The following is a 20,454-nucleotide window of genomic DNA, read 5'->3' as shown; positions in this document are numbered from 1 at the left end:
TCTTGGGCGATGCAATCAAAAGCCGTCGAGGCCTTTGCTGACCAGGATATTCACCGCAACGCGGCGGTTTTGCGCCTTGCCGCTTTCGGTATCGTTGCTGGCCATCGGATCCGCCTCGGACATGCCGGTCGGGGTTAGCATCCGATAGGGTTTCCAGCCGCATGTCTGCTGAATGAAATTGACCACGCGGCCGGCGCGTTTCTCGCTGAGCTGCTGGTTATATTCATAATCCCCGGTGGAATCGGTATAGCCGACGACAAGGATCAGGGCGTTGTTCATGGCTTCGGCGGCATCGGTGGTCGCGCACAGATCGGCTTTGCCCTGCCAGGATATCTCCGCCTTGCCGGTGTCGAAATAGACATTGGTCGTGCCTTTGACATTATATTGGTCAATATCGCCCACGCGGCTGCGCAAGGCGTCGGTTGCCGCCGTTTGTTCGGCAAAGCTCTGGCTGGTGCCATTGTGGATCATCTGCGCGGTTTTGAGGTCGCTGCTGCGCAATTTAATCTGGCTCGCGAATAGCCCGCCGCCCATCTGCACGGTTTTGACGGTGACCGGCAAGCCATTGAGCAATGCGTCACCGCCCAGTCTTTTGCGGCTCAGACCGAAAGGGCCCTTGCTGGATCTGATCTCGGTCGCTTCGATAAAGGTGATGATGGTCTGTGTACCGTCTGCCGCCGTGACTTGCAGCCGGTCGCCGCTACGAGCGGAAATAATGCCTTTGATCTCCGGACCTTTTGGCGCGGTCGCTAGATCGATAAGCTGCTGACCCTCTACGACAATATCCTGTCGATCGGCCACGGTCTGCGCCATGACGCTGCTCGGTGCCCATATTGCAACCGTGGCAAGCAAAAGGCTTGCTTTCGTCATCTTGGAAATGCTGGTCATCATTCTACTCCTTCAGTCAATAGCCTCTGGCTTTGCGCGCCCTGGATATTTCATCCCCCTGAACTTGCGGTTACGCAATTATAATTGCGGTTACAACGGTCGTTTGTCCTTTGGCCGTAAAAGCGGCCTAGCGTTGTTTGAGCCATAGGGGGCGTTCTGTCGCTGACTTATGACAATCGCGGCAATCTCACCTCGGATGGCACCAACAGCTATACCTATGAAATAGAGAACCACCTTATCTCCGGACCGTCGGGTACGACCCTGAGCTATGATCCCTATGGCCGTCTTGCGAAAACCACCGGCAGCACGACCATCCGCATGGGCTATGATGGCCAGAACCTGATCGCGGAATATAACGCCTCCGGCACCTTGCTGCGCCGCCCTAGGCGCAGGAATGCGGTTTCCGGCGCAGACGGAGCGCAACGTTGAACTTGTCGGAGGTAACTGGATACGGCAGACTATTGATTATTCCAATAGGACAGTCTCAAATGAAACTATTAGAGGTCGCCACGCTTTCCCTCCGGAGTCGGTTTTTATGAGAATCACATCTGTAGATGGCGGTTCAAATATTGCGATCATTGGGACGGGAACTGTTGGAAACGAACTATTCAATCGCGTAGCGTTTGCCACCTTCTTTGGGAGAGGCGGTATCGCAGAAAAGATTCGATGCACTTTCATGGGTGATGGCGTATGAGCAAACGACAAATCTGCGAACGACTTTTTGTTGTTGTTGGAGCATGGGCAGTCGTGTCATGCGGGGATGGTCGCCATATGGCGGAACAATCTTATCAATTTAATCTGTCGCCCAGCCAAGCTGTTGAATTTAAGTCCGGTTTGAGAGAGTTTGCCATGGAGAATGGCTATGCTTTTGTAGATGGTAGCGCTTTGGGTGGCGGTGACGTAGCTTAATTGATGTAGCCACTCTCCTGCTTAGTGCGACGGCGCTATGGATGCCAACCGATACAGCAGGAGGATCGATGAATATTTATCCACGAATGGACTCATCTGACTGTAATCTGAAAAAGAGTCTCGTGGAGAAAAAAGTTAAGCGATGCTTGGCTTGTGAGATGGCACCAGCTTCTTCGCCTGTTCAACAAGGAAGGCGAACAGCGCTTCAATTTATTTTATCCGTTCTCTTTTTCAATTGTGTCTTTAATCAATAAGCACGTAAGAACAACAAATATACAAATACCTTGTATTATAACACGATCATCTGGTGCTAGTTGAAAATTTAAAGCACCGGTGAAGTTATAGGTAAATTCCAAGAAAAATAAAAATGTAGATATCCCAAGAAAAGTGATCGTAAAACCAACTTTATTAGATACCAATAATAAGTTTTTCATCATCGAAACTGCCTAGATTTTTGCAAAACGTCACGAACGGAATATACTCTAACGTGGCAACAACATGAGATTTCACAACTGTATTGTCTCTCATAATAATATGCCTGTTTCCATTGAAGCTTTCAAGCTTCAATCACTGTGTTGAATCACAGAGGGATTAGAGTGACAATGCTCGTGCAATTCCCTGTTGTTTTTTTGAGGTCGAGGCATCCATATGGAGTACATTACTTATAGAATTTAGGCGTTTTAGTCATCGTTGCAGCTTGGATTTATGGATGATTGCAGAACTTTCCCTACACATTAGCCGGTTAACAGAGAAAATTAAACCTGAGACCCGTTCTCGACGGACTAGTTAGGGCACCTCTTTTTCATAAATTATGGTGTCTCGAAGCGTTCAGAAAGAACGTCGTTCCATGTCAAAACAAACAATATTTGTTCAACCTAGGATTGTTTGAGCCATAGGGGGAGACCTGCGGTGATTAGGGCGACATCATGGGCCGCGGCGGCGACGCGCTGGTTCATCCACCCGCTTTCATCGCGGAAACGGCGTCCCAAGGGGGTTTCTGGAACGATACCGGCACCCACTTCGTTGGACACCATGATGATGGGACCCGGGGCTTCGGATAGCGCTTTGACAAGCTGATCCTGCGCCGTTTCCAGATCCGCTTCGGCAAGCATCAGATTGCTAAGCCATATCGTCAGGCAATCTATCAACAGCATTGTCTCGGGCGATGAATAAGCGGTAATAACGGACGCTAGATCGCGCGTTTCTTCCACCGTTTGCCAGCCGGATCCGCGGTCATTCTGATGACGATGGATGCGATCTTCCATTTCTTCATCAAAGGCCTGTGCGGTGGCAACATAGACGAGCTTATCGCCATTTTTCTCGGCCAAATCCTGCGCAAAACTGCTCTTCCCGGACCGGGTTCCGCCCAATATCAAGGTGATATGCTCATTTTTGACTATATCGGCAGACATATTTTCCTTGCTCCGAAAATGGGGGATGACTAGAGCGACCCCCGCTACAGGTTCCCGGAGACGGGATCAAAAGGGAATTCGGAAGGAAAAGCAATTTTCCAATCCGAAGCTGCCCCCGCAACTGTGATTGGTGAGCGAGTCTGTCAAATCCCACTGGACGTCATGTCTGGGAAGGGGACAGGCCAAGCGATGATCCAAGAGCCAGGAGACCTGCCCGTAGCTGTCGACCTATCATGCGGACGGGGTGTGCCATATGATCGAGGATCTCCTCGCGTGGCGACGATTAACTTCGGGCTGCGCATGTGGAATTCCCACGGGCGTAAATATGCGTGGCCTTTTTGAATGATTGTCAAAAAGGAATATTTATGCGTTTTTCTAATATCTTATTGTCCAGCACCGCTTTGGTGATCGCTCAGCCTGTTCTTGCTGAGACAGCGGCAACGACCGAGGATGGCGAGGACATCATTGTCGTTACCGCTTCCCGTTCGGAGCAGCCTCTTTCCAAAACAGGCCAATCGATCGCGATCATTGACGAAGATCGTATCGAACAGACGCAGAGCGTCGCGGTCGCCGACCTGCTCCGCAATATACCCGGCGTCACCATCACCCGCAATGGCGGTATTGGAACGTCGACATCGGTGTTCATTCGCGGCGCTGATTCCAGCCAGACCGTTGCGCTGATTGACGGTGTCAAACTCGATGATCCATCCTCACCGGGCGGCGGCTTTAACTTTGGCAATCTGATGACCGGCAATATTGCGCGGATCGAAGTGCTGCGCGGATCACAATCGGTGATCTGGGGTAGTCAGGCCGTTGGCGGCGTGATCAACACCATCACCCGTGCGCCAACCGAAGACCTCAACGTCAATGTCCGTGCGGAATATGGTTATCGGGATACCGGTCAAGTGGTCGGAAATGTCTCCGGACGATTTGGCCCGGTCGCCGCTAGTGTCGGTGCCGGCTATTATCGCAGCGATGGTTTCTCGGCATTCAACGAAGAGCGCGGCGGAACCGAGGCCGATGGCTATCGCAACTTTGGTGCCAACGGGAAATTCGAGATTAGCTTGAGCGATGATATTTCTGTCGACCTGCGCGGCTATTATTCGGATGGCCGGACCGATATTGATGGTTTCGCACCACCGACATTTGCCTTCGGCGATACGCCCGAGGTCGCCAATACCGAAGAGTTTGTCGGATATTCAGGCGTGAACATCGCTTTGTTCGATGGGCGCTTCCGCAACCGTTTCGGTTTTGCATATACACGGACAAAGCGTGATAATTTCAATCTCGATGTGCAGACTTTTGATGCGCTGGGCCGGAATGAACGGTTTGAATATCAAGGTATATTCGACATATCGGATATGTTCCAGGCAACGATCGGCGCGGAGACAGAGACATCCCGGTATCGCGACGGTTCGGGGACATCGGCCGAGAATTTTGATGCAAATATTGACGGTTTCTACGGTCAACTTAGCGTCACGCCAATCGAAGGCTTCACCGCGACGGCAGGTCTCCGTCACGATGATCACAGCACGTTTGGCAGCAAAACCACTTTTGCTGGCGACATGGTGTACAGCCCCAATCAGGGCAATACGACGTTCCGTGCTAGCTATGGGGAAGGGTTTAAAGTGCCTTCCTTATTCCAGTTGTTCAGCCAATATGGGAATGTCTCCCTCGCTCCTGAAACCTCCACGAGTTGGGATGCGGGCGTGACGCAAAAATTGATCGATGAAAAAGTTGAGGTCAGTGTCACGCTTTTCCGGCGCAACAGTCGCAACCTGATCAATTTCATCAGCTGCCCCGTGCAGACCGGTATATGCGAAAACCGCCCGTTCGGCACCTATGATAATGTCACGCGCGCACGCGCGCAGGGTGTTGAATTTGCTCTGACCATTCGCCCGGTCGAAGCTTTAACATGGTCGCTCAACTATGGGTTGGTCGATGCAAAAGACCGTGACACGGGTCTGATCCTGAATCGTCGCCCGAAACATAGCATCAATGCCTCGGTCGACTATGACTGGTCTTTCGGCCTCAAAACCGGCGCGACAATCACCCATGTGGGATCGCAGTTCGACAATGTGTCCAACACGCGTGAAGTCGAGGGATATGTGCTGGTTGATCTGCGCGCTGCCATGCCCATCACCGACAATATCGAGCTATATGGCCGCGTCGAAAACCTGTTCGACGAGCAATATGAAACGATCTACCGCTATGGGACACCGGGACGTTCTGCCTTTGCGGGCGTTCGGTTGAGCTACTGATATGAACCTCGGTCCAGCCGCCGATCCGTTCCGCTTTCACGGCGGACGATTGGCGGCTGCGGCTGCGCATTTTCATGATGCGCCAACCCCTTGGGTTGATTTGTCGACCGGGATTAGCCCGCTGGCTTATCCCATTGCCGATGTCGATCCATCCTTATGGTGCCGCCTCCCGGAACCCGAGCAATTGGGGGAGCTAGAAGCAGCCGCTGCCCATGCTTTTGGGGTGAACAATCCGGCCGAAATTGTGGCCGTGCCCGGCAGTGATATTGCAATCCGGCTGTTGGGTACGCTCTTCTCTAGCCAATGCAGTGCAATGTTAACGCCCATCTATTCCGGACATAGGGCCGCATGGCCAGATGCTGCTGAAATTTCGCTCGCTCAAGCCGATGATCATGATCTGCTGATCCTTGCCAATCCCAATAATCCTGATGGCCGGGTCATAGCGACGGAGCGCTTGCGGCAGGTGCAGGCGCAATTGATTGTCGATGAGGCCTTTGCCGATAGTGATCCTGCGACAAGCCTTCTCCCCGATCGCGGAGACGCGATTGTGCTGCGATCATTTGGCAAGTTTTTTGGACTGGCGGGTCTCCGGCTCGGCTTCGTCATTGCCGATATATCGGTGGTACGGCGCTTGCGCGCTTTGCTTGGCGACTGGCCGATTTCGGGTATGACGATAGCGGTTGGTCTTGCGGCCTATCGGGACCAGCAGTGGCAACAGGACCATCGACAGCGGCTGCAAACATGGGCCACCCGATTGGATCAGCTGCTACGAGATAACGATCTTGACGTTGTCGGTGGTACGTCCCTGTTCCGGCTCGCGGCCCATGATAACGCACGGGACCTGTTTGAGTATCTGGGGAAATCGGGCATATTGGTCCGACCGTTTGAAGCGAATTCTCAGCAATTGCGCTTTGGACTACCCAAAGATGAAACGGCGTGGGATCGGCTATCTATCGCCCTCAACAATTGGAGAGAGAACCGGTGACCAATAGCGAAGAACCGTATAGCAAACATAATGCCCGGATGAAGCGGGTGCAGGCTGCACGCGCGAAGATACAGGCCCGCCGGACGATTGAGCGTGGTTTATTGCTGGTGCACACTGGCAAGGGCAAAGGAAAATCATCCTCGGCCTTCGGCATGGCTATCCGTTCACTGGGGTGGGGCATGAAAGTTGCGATCGTGCAATATGTCAAAGGCAGTTGGGAGACCGGTGAAAAGAATTTCTTCGAAGCCAATCCCGATCTGCTGGCCCTCGAAGTGATGGGAGACGGTTTCACCTGGGACACGCAGGACCGTGCGCAGGATATCGCCGCAGCAAAGGCGGCGTGGGAGCGTTCCAAGGCGTTGATCATGGATCCAGACTATGATTTCGTGATTCTTGACGAGCTCAATATCGTGCTGCGCGACGACACGCTCGACATCAAAGACATCACAGATTTCTTGGCGCAGCGGCCGATGGAGAAGCATATCTGCATCACCGGACGAAATGCGAAGCCTGAGTTGATTGAAATTGCGGATTTGGTGACCGAGTTTGAAGAAGTGAAACATCCTTTCAAGGCCGGTTTCAAGGCTCAAAAGGGTGTTGAATATTGAAACCGATTTCTACCATTCTGGCCGCGTCCGCGATGCTTTTATGGCCCGCCACCTTGGTCGATGCAGAGGTGATCACGCGCAGCGCGACGGCAGATGTTCCTACTTATCCAAAGCGCGTCATATCGATCAATCCTTGCGCCGATGCGCTGTTGATGCAGCTTGCGGACAAACATCAAATCAAATCAATCAGCCACTATTCACACGACGAACGCGCGACCTCTATTGGCCTGTCCTTGGCACGACAATTTCCCGCAACGTCCGGAACGGCGGAAGAGATTTTGGCGATGCGACCGGATCTGGTGGTTGCAGGCTCTCATATCGCCATTCCCACAGAGAGAGCATTGGACCGGTTGGGTATCCCGCTGATCAAATTGTCGATTCCGCAAAGCGTCGCCGAAAGCCAGCAGCAAATAACAGAATTGTCTGAGATTGTCGGCGCACCCCGGCGTGGCATCCGCCTCAACAAATCCATCACTGCGGCCTTTGCCAAAGCCAAGCCAGCGGACGACAAACTGATCCCGGCACTGATCTGGCGAAGCGGGGGGCTGGTACCGGGTGCCGGAACCTTGCCGGGTGAATTGCTCCGGCGAACCGGTTTTGAGAATGTCAGCAAAAGCTACGGCTTGAAACAATGGGATATCTTACCGCTAGAGCATCTCGTTGCGCGACCGCCACGCTTGCTATTCTCGAACAACGCAGAAGTTAAGGGCAGCCGATATAGTGACCGCTTGTTGTCGCATCCCGTGCTCAAAAGCCTGTCCCATCGGATCACCGTCGCCGACTATCCGGCGCGGCTCTTGCATTGTGCCGGTCCGACATTGATCGAAGCGGTTGGAACGCTGTCCGCCGCCCGCCGCCAATTGGAGACACGATAATGATAGGCCCCAATCGCAATGCTGTCCGGCTCAATCTCTTATTGATGGCCGCTCTTATCGTGATGATGATATTGTCGCTTGCGGCTGGCAAAGTCTGGGTTTCACCACTGGCCTGGCTAGAAGATGATCTCAGCGGCCTCATCATCATGGAACTGCGATTGCCGCGGATCATCTTGGGCGCGGCCATTGGTGCCGCACTGGGGATGGCAGGGGCTACCATGCAAGGCTATTTGCGCAATCCGTTGGCCGATCCGGGCGTCTTTGGCGTGTCGAGTAGCGCGGCGCTGGGTGCGGTTAGTTCGCTCTATTTTGGCTATGCAATGACGGCCTGGCTACTGCCGACCTTTGCGCTGGCGGGTGCGGCCATCGGCATGGGATTGCTAGCTTTGTTGGCGGGCCGTTCAGGCAGTTTGATCCTGTTCACACTGGCGGGCGTCATTCTTTCCAGCCTCGCGGCTTCGCTGACGTCGCTGATGATCAGCCTTGCCCCCACCCCCTTTGCGACCACAGAGATCGTCACTTGGCTGATGGGCGCGCTGACCGATCGCAGCTGGGATGATGTCAAACTGGCTGTCCCGATCATTGCCGTGGGCATGCTGTTTCTGATCGCGACGGGCCGCTCTCTCGATGCACTGACCTTGGGGGAAGATGCCGCGCGATCAATGGGCGTCAATGTTGTACGCTTACAATGGCTCGCGGTTCTGGGTGTCGGTTTGACGGTCGGCGCATCGGTTGCCGCAGCAGGTATTATCGGCTTTGTCGGTCTGATCGTTCCGCATCTCGTGCGGCCCTTTGCCGGACATAGGCCATCGGCAGTTCTGCTGCCTTCGGCTCTGGCGGGTGCGCTTTTGATCGTGACTGCGGACAGTGCCGTTCGGATATTGCCGACGGTCAGCGAATTGCGACTTGGTATCGCCATGTCCTTGCTCGGCGCGCCGTTTTTCATGATCCTGCTCTATAAAATGCACCGGGAGCTTGCCTGATGTTTCTATCTTTTGAAAAGCTCGGCCTGACATTGCGCGGCCGTGACATTTTGAAGAATATCAGCGGCCAGTTTCAACTCGGCCGGGTGACCGTCATATTAGGGGCAAATGGCGCGGGCAAAAGCAGCCTGTTGTCCTGCTTGGCCGGTCTGCGAGAACCGCAAAGCGGCATAGTCAAGCTGGATGATCGACAGATCCTGTCGCTCGAGGGGCGAGAGCGCGGACAGCTTATCGGTTTGCTCCCGCAACGACCAGATATTCATTGGAATGTCGACGTGAAAACCGTCGTCGGACTGGGCCGCTTGCCCCATTCGGGGCGATGGGGAATGGGCGCTGCTGATCATGAAGCCGTCACCAAAGCAATGGCGGCCACGGATTGTACCGAGTTGGCAGAACGCAAAGCCATGCGTCTTTCCGGTGGCGAGCAGGGACGGGTCTTGCTGGCCAGAGTGTTAGCCGGCGAACCAAAATGGCTGCTCGCGGACGAACCGCTGGCCAGCCTTGATCCGGCGCACCAATTTGATGTTCTCGAACGGCTTAAAAACTACGCCAAAGCCGGAAATGGCGTGATTGTTGTGCTCCATGACCTGACCCAGGCGGCGCGTTTCGCGGATGACATCATGATTATGAAGGATGGCGATATATTGGCGGCCGGTCCGCGGGATGCCGTTATGACCGCAGACATCATGGGACAAGCTTACGGGGTCGAGGTGCAGATCGGCAAGAGCGACACGGGTGAACCCCTGGTCGTCCCGGTGCGGCGTCTGCCATGACATTTTCGCTACTCGGGGATCGCCCCGAGCAACTGTTGGCCATTTTGGTGGTTGAGGCTTTGCTGGGCTATCCCGAGGCACTCCATCGCCGCGTCCCCCACCCCGTGGTGTGGGCGGGGCGCCTGATATCGAAACTGGATCGGACATGGAACGCCGGTAGTGAAGCCGCGCAAAAATGGGCCGGTGTCGGGACGGTGACCTTGCTTGTCGCGCTGACCGTCATCATTGGCGCAGCTTTGGAAGCGGCTTTGACCGGATGGCTCGGCTGGGCCGTCATCATCTTGCTTGGAACCACCGGTCTGGCCCAGCGCAGCCTTTATCTGCACGTTCGAAAGATTGTCCTGTCGTTGAAACAGGGCGACATTGTTGAAACGCGAGAATATTTGTCGATGATTGTGGGGCGCGACACAGATGATCTGAATGATCGCGGGATCGCATCCGCCGCCACGGAAAGCCTAGCCGAGAGTTTTTGTGACGGCATCGTCGCGCCAGCCTTCTGGTTTCTGGTCGCCGGCTTGCCGGGACTGTTCGTATTTAAAGCCATCAGCACCGGGGATAGCCAGATCGGACATCTTGATGATCGCTATCGGCATTTTGGTTGGGCAGCCGCGCGCTGTGATGACGTGATGAATTTCGTTCCGGCCCGGATTGCCGGTCTGCTAATCTGTATTGCGGGCATGGGCGGTTGGCGGATTATGTTACGCGACGCGCGCAAGCATCTCTCCCCCAATGCCGGTTGGTCGGAAGCGGCAATGGCCGGCGCGCTCCATGTGCAGATGGGCGGCGGGGCGACCTATGATGGTGAATGGATTGCTCGCGCCACATTGGGTGAGGGAGAGCGGCCCCGTCCATCCGATTTGACGAGGGCTTTGGCAATCTATCTGCGCGCCTGCCTTTTGTTGTGGTTGGTTATCGGAGGACTGATATGGGTGCTGTGATGCTGCAAGGCACCGGTTCCGATGTCGGCAAGTCGGTGCTGGTCGCGGGTCTGTGTCGATTGTTGACCAATCGCGGCCTGCGGGTGCGCCCGTTCAAACCGCAGAATATGTCGAACAATGCAGCGGTGACCCCGGGCGGCGGTGAAATTGGCCGGGCTCAGGCCCTGCAAGCCATCGCCTGCCGGGTGCCGCTGCATGTTGATATGAATCCGGTGCTGCTCAAACCGCAATCCGACAAGAGCGCACAAGTAATTGTCCACGGCAAAGTGCAAGAGACACTGGACGCCGGCTATTTCCGGGATCGCAAAGAGAAATTGCTCCAAGCCGTTCTGGATTCCTATCACCGGCTTTCTGCGGAGGCCGATATCGTGCTGGTGGAGGGCGCCGGCAGTCCGGCAGAAATCAATCTGCGCGAGGGCGATATCGCCAATATGGGCTTTGCCAGAGCCGCCAACGTGCCGGTTGTCCTGATCGGCGATATCGATCGCGGCGGCGTGATTGCGTCACTAGTAGGCACGAAAGCGGTGATCGAAAGCAAAGATGCCGCACTGATCCAAGGTTTTCTGATCAACAAATTCCGTGGCGACATCAGCCTGTTTGATGATGGCTATGCCGCAATAGCCAAGCGCACGGGTTGGGAAGGACTGGGCGTCATTCCGTGGCTGCCGATGGTCCATAAATTGCCTGCCGAAGATGCGGTTGTGTTGCAGCAATCCGAAACAGCAAGCGCGGGTGTTATCGAAATTGCGGTGCCGATGTTGTCGCGGATTGCCAATTTCGATGACTTTGATCCTTTGCGCCTAGAACCACAGGTGCGTCTGCACATGGTGCCGCCGGGAGAAACGATACCGGCCAGCGCATCGCTGATCATCATTCCCGGGACCAAAGCGACCATCGCGGATATCCAGTTTCTGCGCGCCCAAGGCTGGGATATTGATATTGCTGCCCATGTCCGCCGGGGTGGCCATGTTTTGGGCATTTGTGGCGGCTATCAAATGTTGGGAGATAGCATTGCAGACCCTGACGCGATTGAAGGCGCGGCGGAAACCGTCCCCGGACTAGGACTGCTTCCCGTAAAAACAACCCTCACGACGTCCAAGACGCTAACGCAGAGTTCCGGCACATCCATTGCCGATGATCAGGCTTTTGACGGCTATGAAATCCATGTGGGGCAAACCCATATTGATGCAGAAAATCAAGACGGCGCAAGTCCGATGCTGCGGTTCCAGGATGGACGCCTCGACGGCGCAATCAGCGCCAATGGCCGAATATCCGGCTGCTACGTCCACGGACTGTTCAATAGCGCATCTCAGCGCCAATCATGGTTGGAAAAATTCGGGACTGTTTCCAATGGCGAAGAACAGGCTGCCATTATTGATCAAGCCTTGGATGCATTGGCAAAGGCGTTAGAGGAATATATCGATGTCGAGCGACTTCTGGCGATTGCTGGAGACGCGGCATGACCTCTTTGGACGCGCCCCTATTCGATGGTGATTTTCGTGAAAGCCTCACCACGCTTTTGGCATGGCGTCGCGATATACGACGGTTTGATAGCCACCCGATGGATCCGAACATCGTCGATGATTTACTCGACCATGCTTGTTTGGCGCCTTCGGTTGGCAATGCGCAGCCATGGCGTTTTGTTTCGGTACAAAGCGAAGCCATTCGCGCTTCAATCGCCCAGCATGTCGATACGGAAAATCGAAAAGCCGCGGATGTTTATGATGATGAACAGCTTCGATCGGAATATCAGAGACTAAAGCTCCACGGATTACGGGAAGCTCCCGTTCACCTGGCAGTTTTCTGTGATGAAAACGCGGCGGAAGGGCGTGGGCTAGGCCGTCAGACTATGCCGGAAACACTGACCTATTCCGTGGTCATGGCAATTCAAAATCTGTGGCTTGCGGCCCGGGCGCGCCATATTGGTTTGGGCTGGGTTTCAATTTTGGAACCGGATAAGATTGGCGCGATACTGGACATTCCTTCTGATTGGCGATTCATTGTCTATCTGTGCATGGGCTATCCTGCGCAGGAGAGTGATGAACCAGAATTGGTGAAACTGGGCTGGCAAGATAGAATAGACCAAAGAAAGACGCGGTTTGTAAGATGACTGTTACCCGGAAGCATGTAGCTGAATATCTCGATGCTCTTGCTAAACCGCAAGCGAGTATGGGCCATCTCGAAGAGTTGGCGGTTCAGCTGGCGGTGGCGCAACAAAATCTAGCGCCACGAACGAAGCCGCGGCGGATCGTCTTATTTGCGGGCGATCATGGGGTAGTTGAAAGCGGCGTATCTGCATGGCCTTCAACGGTGACGACTGCCATGATGGAAACGATTCTGGTCGAGAAAGCGACCAGCACTGCCTTGGCCAGCGCACAGGGAGCAGATTTGCGTTTGGTCGACGTCGGAACGATCCAGCCTCCACACGCAGGGAGCCGAACTCCGGCCTTCCAAGACGCTCGCATAGCAGCGGGGACAGGCAATCTGGCGACCGGACCGGCGATGACCCGGGCCCAGTTTCAAACCGCTTGGGCGGTTGGGGAAACAGAGGCTAAGTACGGGCACGAAGAAGGTTTTGTGCTTTTGATCGCCGGCGAAATGGGCATTGGCAATACAACGCCTGCCGCCTGCCTGACGATGTTGCTTGCAGATGCTAACGTCGAGATAGCAACGGGACGCGGCGCCGGTGCGGATGATGAATCCTTATCAAACAAACGCGCCATCGTCGCTCAAGCCGTAGAGCGGGCCCGTATAATATTAGCCGATGATCCCGTTTCCGCCATCGCAGAAGTGGCCGGTTTCGAGATCGCGGCAATGGCGGGCTTTTATGCCCAGGCCGCCAAACAGGGTTCAACCTTGTTGCTCGACGGCTATGTCACCACAGCCGCAGCCTTGATTGCCGAGCGGTTGGTGCCGGGGACAACAAAATCTATGATTGCCGCCCATTTATCAGCGGAACCGGGACATCGCACGGCACTCAACCATCTTGGTCTAAAACCTCTGCTGGAATGGAATATGCGGCTGGGCGAAGGAACCGGCGCGCTGACTGCTTTGCCATTGCTTGATAGCGCCGCAGCCCTGCTGAATGATGTCGCGAAGCTTTCGGATATCATGCCATGACTGAACGCCCCGCTCTCAATTGGTGGATGCCACCACTGTTGGCCGTGCAGTTTCTGACCCGATTGCCGGTACCCGGATTGCGTGGATTGACCGCCGAGCAAGCCCGATATGGTCTATCCCGTTCGGTGATTTGGTTTCCGCTGGTGGGAGCCTTGGTCGGCCTCGCCACTGCGGCGGTGCTGGTCGGGAGCGCACATATATGGCCCCGCGCTATTGCGGTTATCGTCGCTCTCGTCGTTGAAGCACGGCTGACTGGCGCTTTTCACGAGGATGCCGTGGCAGATTTCTGTGATGCTTTTGGCGGTGGCCATGATGTCGAATCGACCCAACGGATCATGAAGGACAGTCGGATCGGCAGCTATGGGGCCTTGGGCCTGATGCTTGCTGTTGGTCTGCGGGCGGCCTTGCTCATTGCTTTGCCGCAGGATTTGGTACTAGTCGCGCTGGTTGCCTCGGCTTGTTTTGGCCGGTTACTGGCTGTTGCGGTCATGGCTCTTGTCGCACCGGCGGCGACGCAAGTTGATGGTCTGGCCAAGGATGTCGGCGGGCGAACCGGATTTTCTGATCTGTTTCTGGCACTCGTCAGCGCTACCCCGGCTCTTGGATTTTTTGTCTATTTCCAACCGATTGGCGCACTTCTGACATTGGGCTTTTCCAGCCTGTTCCTGCTGTGGTTCCGGAAGCTGCTGCTGCGAAGATTGCGCGGAACCACTGGTGACTGCCTCGGCTTCGCTGCCTATGCAGGCCAACTCATCCTTTTGCTCGCTTCACTGGCGGTCGCAGGCATATGATCTGGCTGGTCCGCCATCCCCCTGTGGCGCTCCATTGGCAGAAGCGCTGCTATGGCATTAGCGATATGGGTTTGAGCCGCGAGGGCGCTTGTTTGGCGGCGGATATTGTATCGAAGCTCGTTGCATTCTCCCCCGACATCATTGTCCATTCCGACATGCGCCGGACCCGAACCATTGCCGAACGTGCTGCCGATACTTTGTCAATTGAAGCGCAGGCAGATTACCGCTGGCGAGAGCGGAATTTCGGTAGTTGGGAAGGATGTAGTTGGAACAATATATACCGCGATACCGGAAACGCCATGGACGGAATGTTGAGCGCTCCGGAAACCTTCCGGCCCGGCGGTGGTGAAACAACGGCTGAAATGGTAGCCCGATCTTTAGGGGCTTGGCATGACCTGCCAGCAGACCAGAATATCGCGGTCATCGCCCATGGTGGACCTATTGCCGCCATCATGGCCGACAAATGCCAAGACGGATTTCATCTTCTTCCAAATCACATCGCTGAGCCGGGTTCCATTACAAGAATTTAGGTGACCCCAATTTACAGCATTCTGTTCTCGGCAGATACCACGGGCTGTCTGTTTTGGACCTAAGCGGACGTTGGCCTTGCCCAGCCTCACCTATAATCCTTGACCAACGGCCTCCGGTTTAGCTAGTCAATTAAATTGCACGGGCGGCAAACCGTTCGGCGATATTAGGAGACGGGTGATGCGTAGGCTGGGAATGTTATTGGCTCCTCTAATGTTGGTGGCTTGCCAAAGCCAGACCAGCGAACCGGCGGCAACCGATGCGGCCGTCGCGACGGATTGGAGCAATATCGGTTTTGACGCCAAGGAGCAGCGCCACAGCCCGCTGGATCAGATTAACGAAGACAATGTCGGCGAGCTGGGCATCGCATGGTTTAAAGACCTGCCCGATGCGCGTGGACAGGAAGCGACCCCGATTGTTGTCGATGGCAAGCTCTATATCTCCACCGCATGGTCAAAAGTCTTTGCTTATGATGCGAAAACCGGAGAGGAACTCTGGTCCTATGATCCGGCAGTGCCGGGCGAGAAAGCCGTCGATGCCTGCTGTGATGTCGTCAACCGCGGCGTCGCCATTTCGCGCGGCAAGCTATTCTTCGGGACCATTGATGGCCGGTTGATCGCGCTGGACGCGAATACCGGCGCGCGGCTTTGGGAAACCCAGACCACCGACAACAGCAAACCTTATACCATCACCGGCGCGCCCCGCGTGGTCAAAAATATGGTGATCATCGGTAACGGCGGCGCCGAATTTGGCGTGCGCGGCTATCTTTCCGCATATGATGTCAGCGACGGCAATATGAAATGGCGTTTCTACACCGTCCCCAATCCGGAAGGAAAAGCGGACGGCGCGGCCAGCGACGAGATTTTTGCAAAAGCCGCGGCCAAGACCTGGGGCGACGGCGAGTGGAAAGTCTCCGGCGGCGGCGGAACCGTCTGGGACAGCATCGTCTATGACGAAGAGCTCGACCAGCTTTACTTTGGTGTCGGCAATGGCAACCCGTGGAACCACGGCCTGCGGTCCGGCGGCGAAGGCGATAATCTGTTCCTGTCCTCGGTCGTCGCGGTCAATCCCGATACCGGCAAATATCTCTGGCATTATCAGGAAACACCGGCCGAGACCTGGGACTATACCGCGACCCAGCATATCATTCAGGCCGAACTGGAAATCGACGGCCAGATGCGCAAAGTGCTCTATCATGCGCCGAAAAACGGGTTTTTCTTTGTCATCGACCGGCTCGACGGCACTTTGATCAGCGCCGAACCTTTTGTCGACGGAATCAACTGGGCCGAAGGCTATGACCTGACCACCGGTCGCCCGATCGAAAATCCCAATGCGCGTTTCTATAAAACCGGAAAGCCCTTTGTCGGCATTCCAGGCGCTTTGGGCGCGCATAACTGGCATCCGATGAGCTACAATCCGAAGACCGGCCTCGTCTATATTCCCGCGCAGCAGGTTCCGCAGGGTTTTGATGTACCGGTTTCCGAGATCGACAAGAAGCGCGAGCGCCTTGGCTTTAACGTCGGAATCAGCTGGGCCATCGGCCAGCTTCCCGATGACAAGGACGTCTATCGCGCGGCCATTGCCGCAACCACCGGCAAGCTGGTCGCGTTCAATCCAAAGACCGGCAAGGTCGAATGGAGCGCGGACTATCCAGCCGCATGGAATGGCGGCACGATGACCACCGCAGGCAATCTGGTATTCCAGGGAACCAGCACCGGCTTTCTCAAGGCTTATTCCGCCGACAAGGGCACCGAATTGCTGAGCCTGCCGATGCAGTCCGGCATTGTGAGCGCGCCCTCCACCTATTTGATCGACGGCGAGCAATATGTCGCCTTCCTGACCAGCAAAGGCGGTGCCTTTCCGCTGGTCGCGGGTGTCGCGGGCGGCGTCACACGCCAGCTCCCCAATATTCCACGGCTCGTGGTGATGAAATTGGGCGGAGACACGCAATTGCCAGCCCTGCCTGAGAAAACCGAAGTGATCTGGGATCCACCTGTGCAAAATGGAACCCCGGAACAGATTGCCGCGGGCAAGGGTCTCTACGGGCGCAACTGCCTAGTCTGTCACGGCGACAGCGCGGTCGGCAATGGCTTCACACCGGACCTGCGGGTCAGCGGCGTGCTGCCCGACACCGCAGCATGGGGGTCAATCGTCACCGGCGGCGCGCTGAAACAGCATGGCATGGTCGGCTTTGGTTCCCAGCTGAGCAGCGATCAGGTGGAAAACATCCGCCACTATGTCGTGAACCGGTCGATCTGGACGAAAGAAAATCTGCCAGAGCTGACCGCGCCGACCCCGCGCTAACCAACGCACACGCTTCGACGCCACAACAACTGCCTAAAATATAGTCATTTGCTTCGATAAATGCCTATATTTTAGGCGGCATTGTCAGTCGTTCGAATACGCCTTAGCAATAGCCCAACGCATATCAGCGATTCTGTTCGGGAATCGATTCTGGCATGGTAATTGAATATCTTCGGGCAATTGTGTCCGGCTGAAGCCGTTGTCTTGCTGTGCGAGAAAGGGGCTTAGGAAAAGGTACACGGGGATTAAAAAATGAAGAAAATTGAAGCCATCATCAAGCCCTTCAAACTGGACGAAGTCAAAGAGGCGCTACACGAAGTCGGCGTGTCTGGTATCACCGTGACCGAAGCCAAGGGCTTTGGCCGTCAGAAAGGCCATACCGAGCTATATCGCGGCGCGGAATATGTTGTGGACTTCCTGCCCAAGGTAAAATTGGAAGTGGTCGTAGAAGACAGCCTTGCCGACCGCACGGTCGAAGCCATTTCTGCGGCAGCCCAAACCGGTCGCATCGGCGACGGCAAGATTTTCGTCATTCCGGTCGAAGCAGCCATCCGTATTCGTACCGGTGAGCGCGACAACGACGCCATCTAATCTCTTCAATCACCACCCAATTAAACCAACCAGAACCAAGGGACTAAAAAATGGGCAATTCAGCATCCGATGTAATTAAGATGATCAAGGAGCACGAAGTCGAATGGGTCGACGTGCGCTTCACCGATCCACGGGGCAAATGGCAGCATCTTTCGATGTGCGCAGAAGTTATCGACGAAGATGTTCTGGAAGAAGGCTTCATGTTTGACGGCTCTTCCATCGAAGGCTGGAAAGCGATTAACGAGTCCGACATGATCCTGCGTCCCGATCTCGACGCGGTCTATATGGACCCGTTTTCTGCGACCCCGATGATGATCCTGGTTTGCAACATTGTCGAACCCGGTGACGGAAGCTTGTATAACCGCGATCCACGCTCGACCTCGGTCCGCGCCGAAGCCTATCTGAAGTCGACCGGCATTGGTGACACCATCTATGTTGGACCGGAACCTGAATTTTTCATGTTTGACGATGTGAAATTCGAAGACGGCTATGACCGTTCGGGCTTCAAGATCGACGACATCGAACTGCCGACCAACACCGGCCGTGACTATGACATGGGCAATATGGGCCATCGTCCGCGCGCCAAAGGCGGCTATTTCCCGGTTGCGCCAGTTGACAGCTGCGTAGACATTCGCGGTGAAATGGTTGCGACCATGATGGAAATGGGCCTGCCGATGGACAAGCACCATCACGAAGTGGCCTCGGCTCAACACGAACTGGGCATTACCTTTGGTACGCTGACCGAAACCGCTGACCGGGTGCAGGTCTATAAATATGTCGTGCAACAGGTTGCCCATGCCTATGGCAAGACCGCAACCTTCATGCCGAAGCCGATCAAGGATGATAACGGCAGCGGTATGCACACCCATATGTCGATCTGGAAAGACGGCAAGCCGCTCTTTGCGGGCAATGAATATGCCGGCCTTTCGGACATGTGCCTCTATTATATCGGCGGCGTGATCAAACATGCCAAAGCGGTCAACGCTTTCTCCAACCCGACAACCAACAGCTACAAGCGTCTGGTTCCCGGTTTTGAAGCACCTGTGCTGCTCGCCTATTCGAGCCGCAACCGTTCTGCTTCTTGCCGTATTCCATATGGTGCAGGCGACAAAGCAAAGCGCGTAGAATTCCGCTTCCCTGATCCACTTGCCAACCCATATCTGTCATCGGCTGCATTGTTGATGGCTGGCCTCGACGGCATCGAGAACAAGATCCACCCGGGCGAAGCCATGGACAAGAACCTTTATGATCTGCCACCGGCAGAGCTGGCCGAAGTGCCAACGGTTTGCGGTTCGCTTCGTGAAGCCCTGGAAGCTTTGGAAGCCGATCATGAATTCCTGCTCAAAGGCGACGTGTTCACCAAAGACCAGATCGATGCTTATGCCGAACTCAAATGGGAAGAAGTCAGCCGCTTCGAAACCACACCGAGCCCGGTCGAATTCGACATGTATTACAGCAGCTGATCTTTCCGATCAGACTGAAACAAAAAGCCCGGGGCAAGCGATTGCTCCGGGCTTTTTTCTGGACGACGAGGATGCTACCCATTTTGGAGACAAATTGTTCAACGCGACATTAGTGACTTGAGGCGATAACCGAATTTGTGCGGCATACCCAGTCGGTGGCTGAAAAGTCATCGAGTCCTTCAAAGTCGAAAATGAACTTCATGACGACCTCTACTTCGATTTGGTTGCCATCACAGCGCCCAAAGCTGACTGAAGTGACGTCAACGGGATGATGGGCATGCCCAATGTAGATCGATCCGTCTATATATCCTTGAGTCGGATTAATCGGAAAATCAAAAGCTTCACCAGAAAGTTCGAGCGGAACCAAGTTTGGCAACTGAATGCCGTCGAGACGAATGGATGTCTCTATTGGTTCATCCAAATGGTCTAGCGAGAACCTTTCCAACTTGATTTCCATACTGGCTGCCTCTGCCGGACCCGAAAGCCGAGCATTTGTGGGAATGAGGAAATCAGTAGGGAATTTTCGCATCGGCTATGTTTAACATTTCCTTTTTGTCGAACAAGCTCGAATATTGCGGTGAGCGCAGGCTGTCTAAACCGCTACCTCAACCGGCGCCGCGGGGCGCTGGTCTCTGCATTTTCAACCGCTAGCCCCGTCCACATCGCGCACCGGCAGGTGCTGCCAGTCAGCAACGTCGAACATCCGCATATTCACCCCCATGCGGTCCGGCGGCGCGGTTAGCGGGGTCCAGTGGGTTTGCGATCCGCAGGTCTTGCAATTCCACAGGGTGATCGATTCATGACCCTGAACATAGGCATTTTGCGCGTCCGGATCGGCCGTGATCGTCACCTGATCGGGATGCCAATAGCCGCCGCGCCAGCCTGTTTTGCGGCATAGCGAACAATTGCAGCGCAGCACTTCGGCGGGCGGTGTCGCAACCGTGATCTGCACCGCGCCGCAATGACAGCCGCCCTGTAATTTTAATCCGTCAGACATCGCGCAACATCTCCTCCACCCATTCGGG

The 20,454-nt window shown here is 55.0% G+C and carries 20 protein-coding genes and 1 riboswitch; of the genes, 16 read left to right on the top strand and 4 right to left on the bottom strand.

What is annotated here, in order from left to right; all coding sequences use genetic code 11:
- Nucleotides 1–15: 15 nt before the first annotated feature.
- On the bottom strand, nt 16–888 hold the full coding sequence (locus ABJG22_RS00100; protein ID WP_348018222.1) for an OmpA family protein: 873 nt from the start codon (nt 886–888) through the stop codon (nt 16–18).
- Nucleotides 889–1,578: 690 nt separating this feature from the next.
- On the opposite strand from ABJG22_RS00100, the gene ABJG22_RS00095 reads away from it, so the two are divergent.
- Complete coding sequence (locus ABJG22_RS00095) at nt 1,579–1,797, top strand: hypothetical protein (protein WP_348018200.1); 219 nt, start codon at nt 1,579–1,581, stop codon at nt 1,795–1,797.
- An 875-nt stretch (nt 1,798–2,672) separates the two neighbouring features.
- Here the strand turns inward: ABJG22_RS00095 and cobU are convergent.
- Nucleotides 2,673–3,209 (bottom strand): bifunctional adenosylcobinamide kinase/adenosylcobinamide-phosphate guanylyltransferase, encoded by a 537-nt coding sequence (gene cobU, locus ABJG22_RS00090; protein ID WP_348018199.1) that lies wholly within the window; start codon nt 3,207–3,209, stop codon nt 2,673–2,675.
- A gap of 31 nt (nt 3,210–3,240) precedes the next feature.
- Nucleotides 3,241–3,442: riboswitch (cobalamin riboswitch) on the top strand.
- 132 nt (nt 3,443–3,574) lie between these two features.
- Between cobU and ABJG22_RS00085 the strand changes: the two genes are divergently transcribed.
- From ABJG22_RS00085 to glnA, 15 genes are all read left to right on the top strand, one after another.
- On the top strand, nt 3,575–5,470 hold the full coding sequence (locus ABJG22_RS00085; RefSeq protein WP_348018198.1) for a TonB-dependent receptor: 1,896 nt from the start codon (nt 3,575–3,577) through the stop codon (nt 5,468–5,470).
- Between the two features lies 1 nt (nt 5,471).
- Nucleotides 5,472–6,455, top strand: a complete 984-nt coding sequence (locus tag ABJG22_RS00080; protein ID WP_348018197.1) for a threonine-phosphate decarboxylase — start codon at nt 5,472–5,474, stop codon at nt 6,453–6,455.
- Nucleotides 6,452–7,063, top strand: coding sequence for a cob(I)yrinic acid a,c-diamide adenosyltransferase (gene cobO, locus ABJG22_RS00075; RefSeq protein ID WP_348018196.1), 612 nt, complete (start codon nt 6,452–6,454; stop codon nt 7,061–7,063). Before ABJG22_RS00080 ends, cobO begins: the two co-directional genes overlap by 4 nt.
- Entirely contained in the window at nt 7,060–7,938 is an 879-nt protein-coding gene (locus ABJG22_RS00070; protein WP_348018195.1) for an ABC transporter substrate-binding protein, read from the top strand. The genes cobO and ABJG22_RS00070 overlap by 4 nt, the downstream gene beginning before the upstream one ends.
- Nucleotides 7,938–8,921: an iron ABC transporter permease gene (locus tag ABJG22_RS00065; RefSeq protein ID WP_348018194.1), complete on the top strand. Its 984-nt coding sequence runs from the start codon at nt 7,938–7,940 to the stop codon at nt 8,919–8,921. The genes ABJG22_RS00070 and ABJG22_RS00065 overlap by 1 nt, the downstream gene beginning before the upstream one ends.
- Nucleotides 8,921–9,694 (top strand): ABC transporter ATP-binding protein, encoded by a 774-nt coding sequence (locus tag ABJG22_RS00060; protein ID WP_348018193.1) that lies wholly within the window; start codon nt 8,921–8,923, stop codon nt 9,692–9,694. Before ABJG22_RS00065 ends, ABJG22_RS00060 begins: the two co-directional genes overlap by 1 nt.
- The gene (gene cbiB, locus ABJG22_RS00055; protein WP_348018192.1) at nt 9,691–10,632 is read left to right on the top strand and encodes an adenosylcobinamide-phosphate synthase CbiB; all 942 of its coding nucleotides are present in this window, start codon (nt 9,691–9,693) and stop codon (nt 10,630–10,632) included. The genes ABJG22_RS00060 and cbiB overlap by 4 nt, the downstream gene beginning before the upstream one ends.
- Nucleotides 10,620–12,095: a cobyric acid synthase gene (locus ABJG22_RS00050; protein WP_348018191.1), complete on the top strand. Its 1,476-nt coding sequence runs from the start codon at nt 10,620–10,622 to the stop codon at nt 12,093–12,095. The genes cbiB and ABJG22_RS00050 overlap by 13 nt, the downstream gene beginning before the upstream one ends.
- A complete protein-coding gene (bluB, locus tag ABJG22_RS00045) occupies nt 12,092–12,742 on the top strand; it encodes a 5,6-dimethylbenzimidazole synthase (protein ID WP_348018190.1) in 651 nt (216 codons plus the stop codon). Before ABJG22_RS00050 ends, bluB begins: the two co-directional genes overlap by 4 nt.
- Nucleotides 12,739–13,752 (top strand): nicotinate-nucleotide--dimethylbenzimidazole phosphoribosyltransferase, encoded by a 1,014-nt coding sequence (gene cobT / locus ABJG22_RS00040; protein WP_348018189.1) that lies wholly within the window; start codon nt 12,739–12,741, stop codon nt 13,750–13,752. The genes bluB and cobT overlap by 4 nt, the downstream gene beginning before the upstream one ends.
- The gene (locus tag ABJG22_RS00035; protein WP_348018188.1) at nt 13,749–14,543 is read left to right on the top strand and encodes an adenosylcobinamide-GDP ribazoletransferase; all 795 of its coding nucleotides are present in this window, start codon (nt 13,749–13,751) and stop codon (nt 14,541–14,543) included. Before cobT ends, ABJG22_RS00035 begins: the two co-directional genes overlap by 4 nt.
- The gene (locus ABJG22_RS00030; protein WP_348018187.1) at nt 14,540–15,073 is read left to right on the top strand and encodes a histidine phosphatase family protein; all 534 of its coding nucleotides are present in this window, start codon (nt 14,540–14,542) and stop codon (nt 15,071–15,073) included. Before ABJG22_RS00035 ends, ABJG22_RS00030 begins: the two co-directional genes overlap by 4 nt.
- Nucleotides 15,074–15,251: 178 nt before the next feature.
- On the top strand, nt 15,252–17,375 hold the full coding sequence (locus ABJG22_RS00025; RefSeq protein WP_348018186.1) for a PQQ-dependent dehydrogenase, methanol/ethanol family: 2,124 nt from the start codon (nt 15,252–15,254) through the stop codon (nt 17,373–17,375).
- 252 nt (nt 17,376–17,627) lie between these two features.
- Nucleotides 17,628–17,966: a P-II family nitrogen regulator gene (locus ABJG22_RS00020; RefSeq protein WP_348018185.1), complete on the top strand. Its 339-nt coding sequence runs from the start codon at nt 17,628–17,630 to the stop codon at nt 17,964–17,966.
- A 50-nt stretch (nt 17,967–18,016) separates the two neighbouring features.
- A complete protein-coding gene (gene glnA / locus ABJG22_RS00015) occupies nt 18,017–19,429 on the top strand; it encodes a type I glutamate--ammonia ligase (protein ID WP_348018184.1) in 1,413 nt (470 codons plus the stop codon).
- A gap of 109 nt (nt 19,430–19,538) precedes the next feature.
- On the opposite strand, the gene ABJG22_RS00010 is transcribed toward glnA, so the two are convergent.
- Both ABJG22_RS00010 and ABJG22_RS00005 read right to left on the bottom strand, forming a co-directional pair.
- Nucleotides 19,539–19,958, bottom strand: a complete 420-nt coding sequence (locus tag ABJG22_RS00010) for a hypothetical protein (protein WP_348018183.1) — start codon at nt 19,956–19,958, stop codon at nt 19,539–19,541.
- Nucleotides 19,959–20,069: 111 nt separating this feature from the next.
- Nucleotides 20,070–20,426, bottom strand: a complete 357-nt coding sequence (locus ABJG22_RS00005) for a GFA family protein (RefSeq protein WP_348018182.1) — start codon at nt 20,424–20,426, stop codon at nt 20,070–20,072.
- Nucleotides 20,427–20,454: the final 28 nt, after the last annotated feature.

Source organism: Parasphingorhabdus sp. (assembly GCF_039939955.1).
In the GTDB taxonomy this organism is placed as follows: Bacteria; Pseudomonadota; Alphaproteobacteria; order Sphingomonadales; family Sphingomonadaceae; genus Parasphingorhabdus.
Note: the sequence above shows the minus strand (reverse complement) of the source record. Positions and strands in the feature narration are given on the sequence as shown.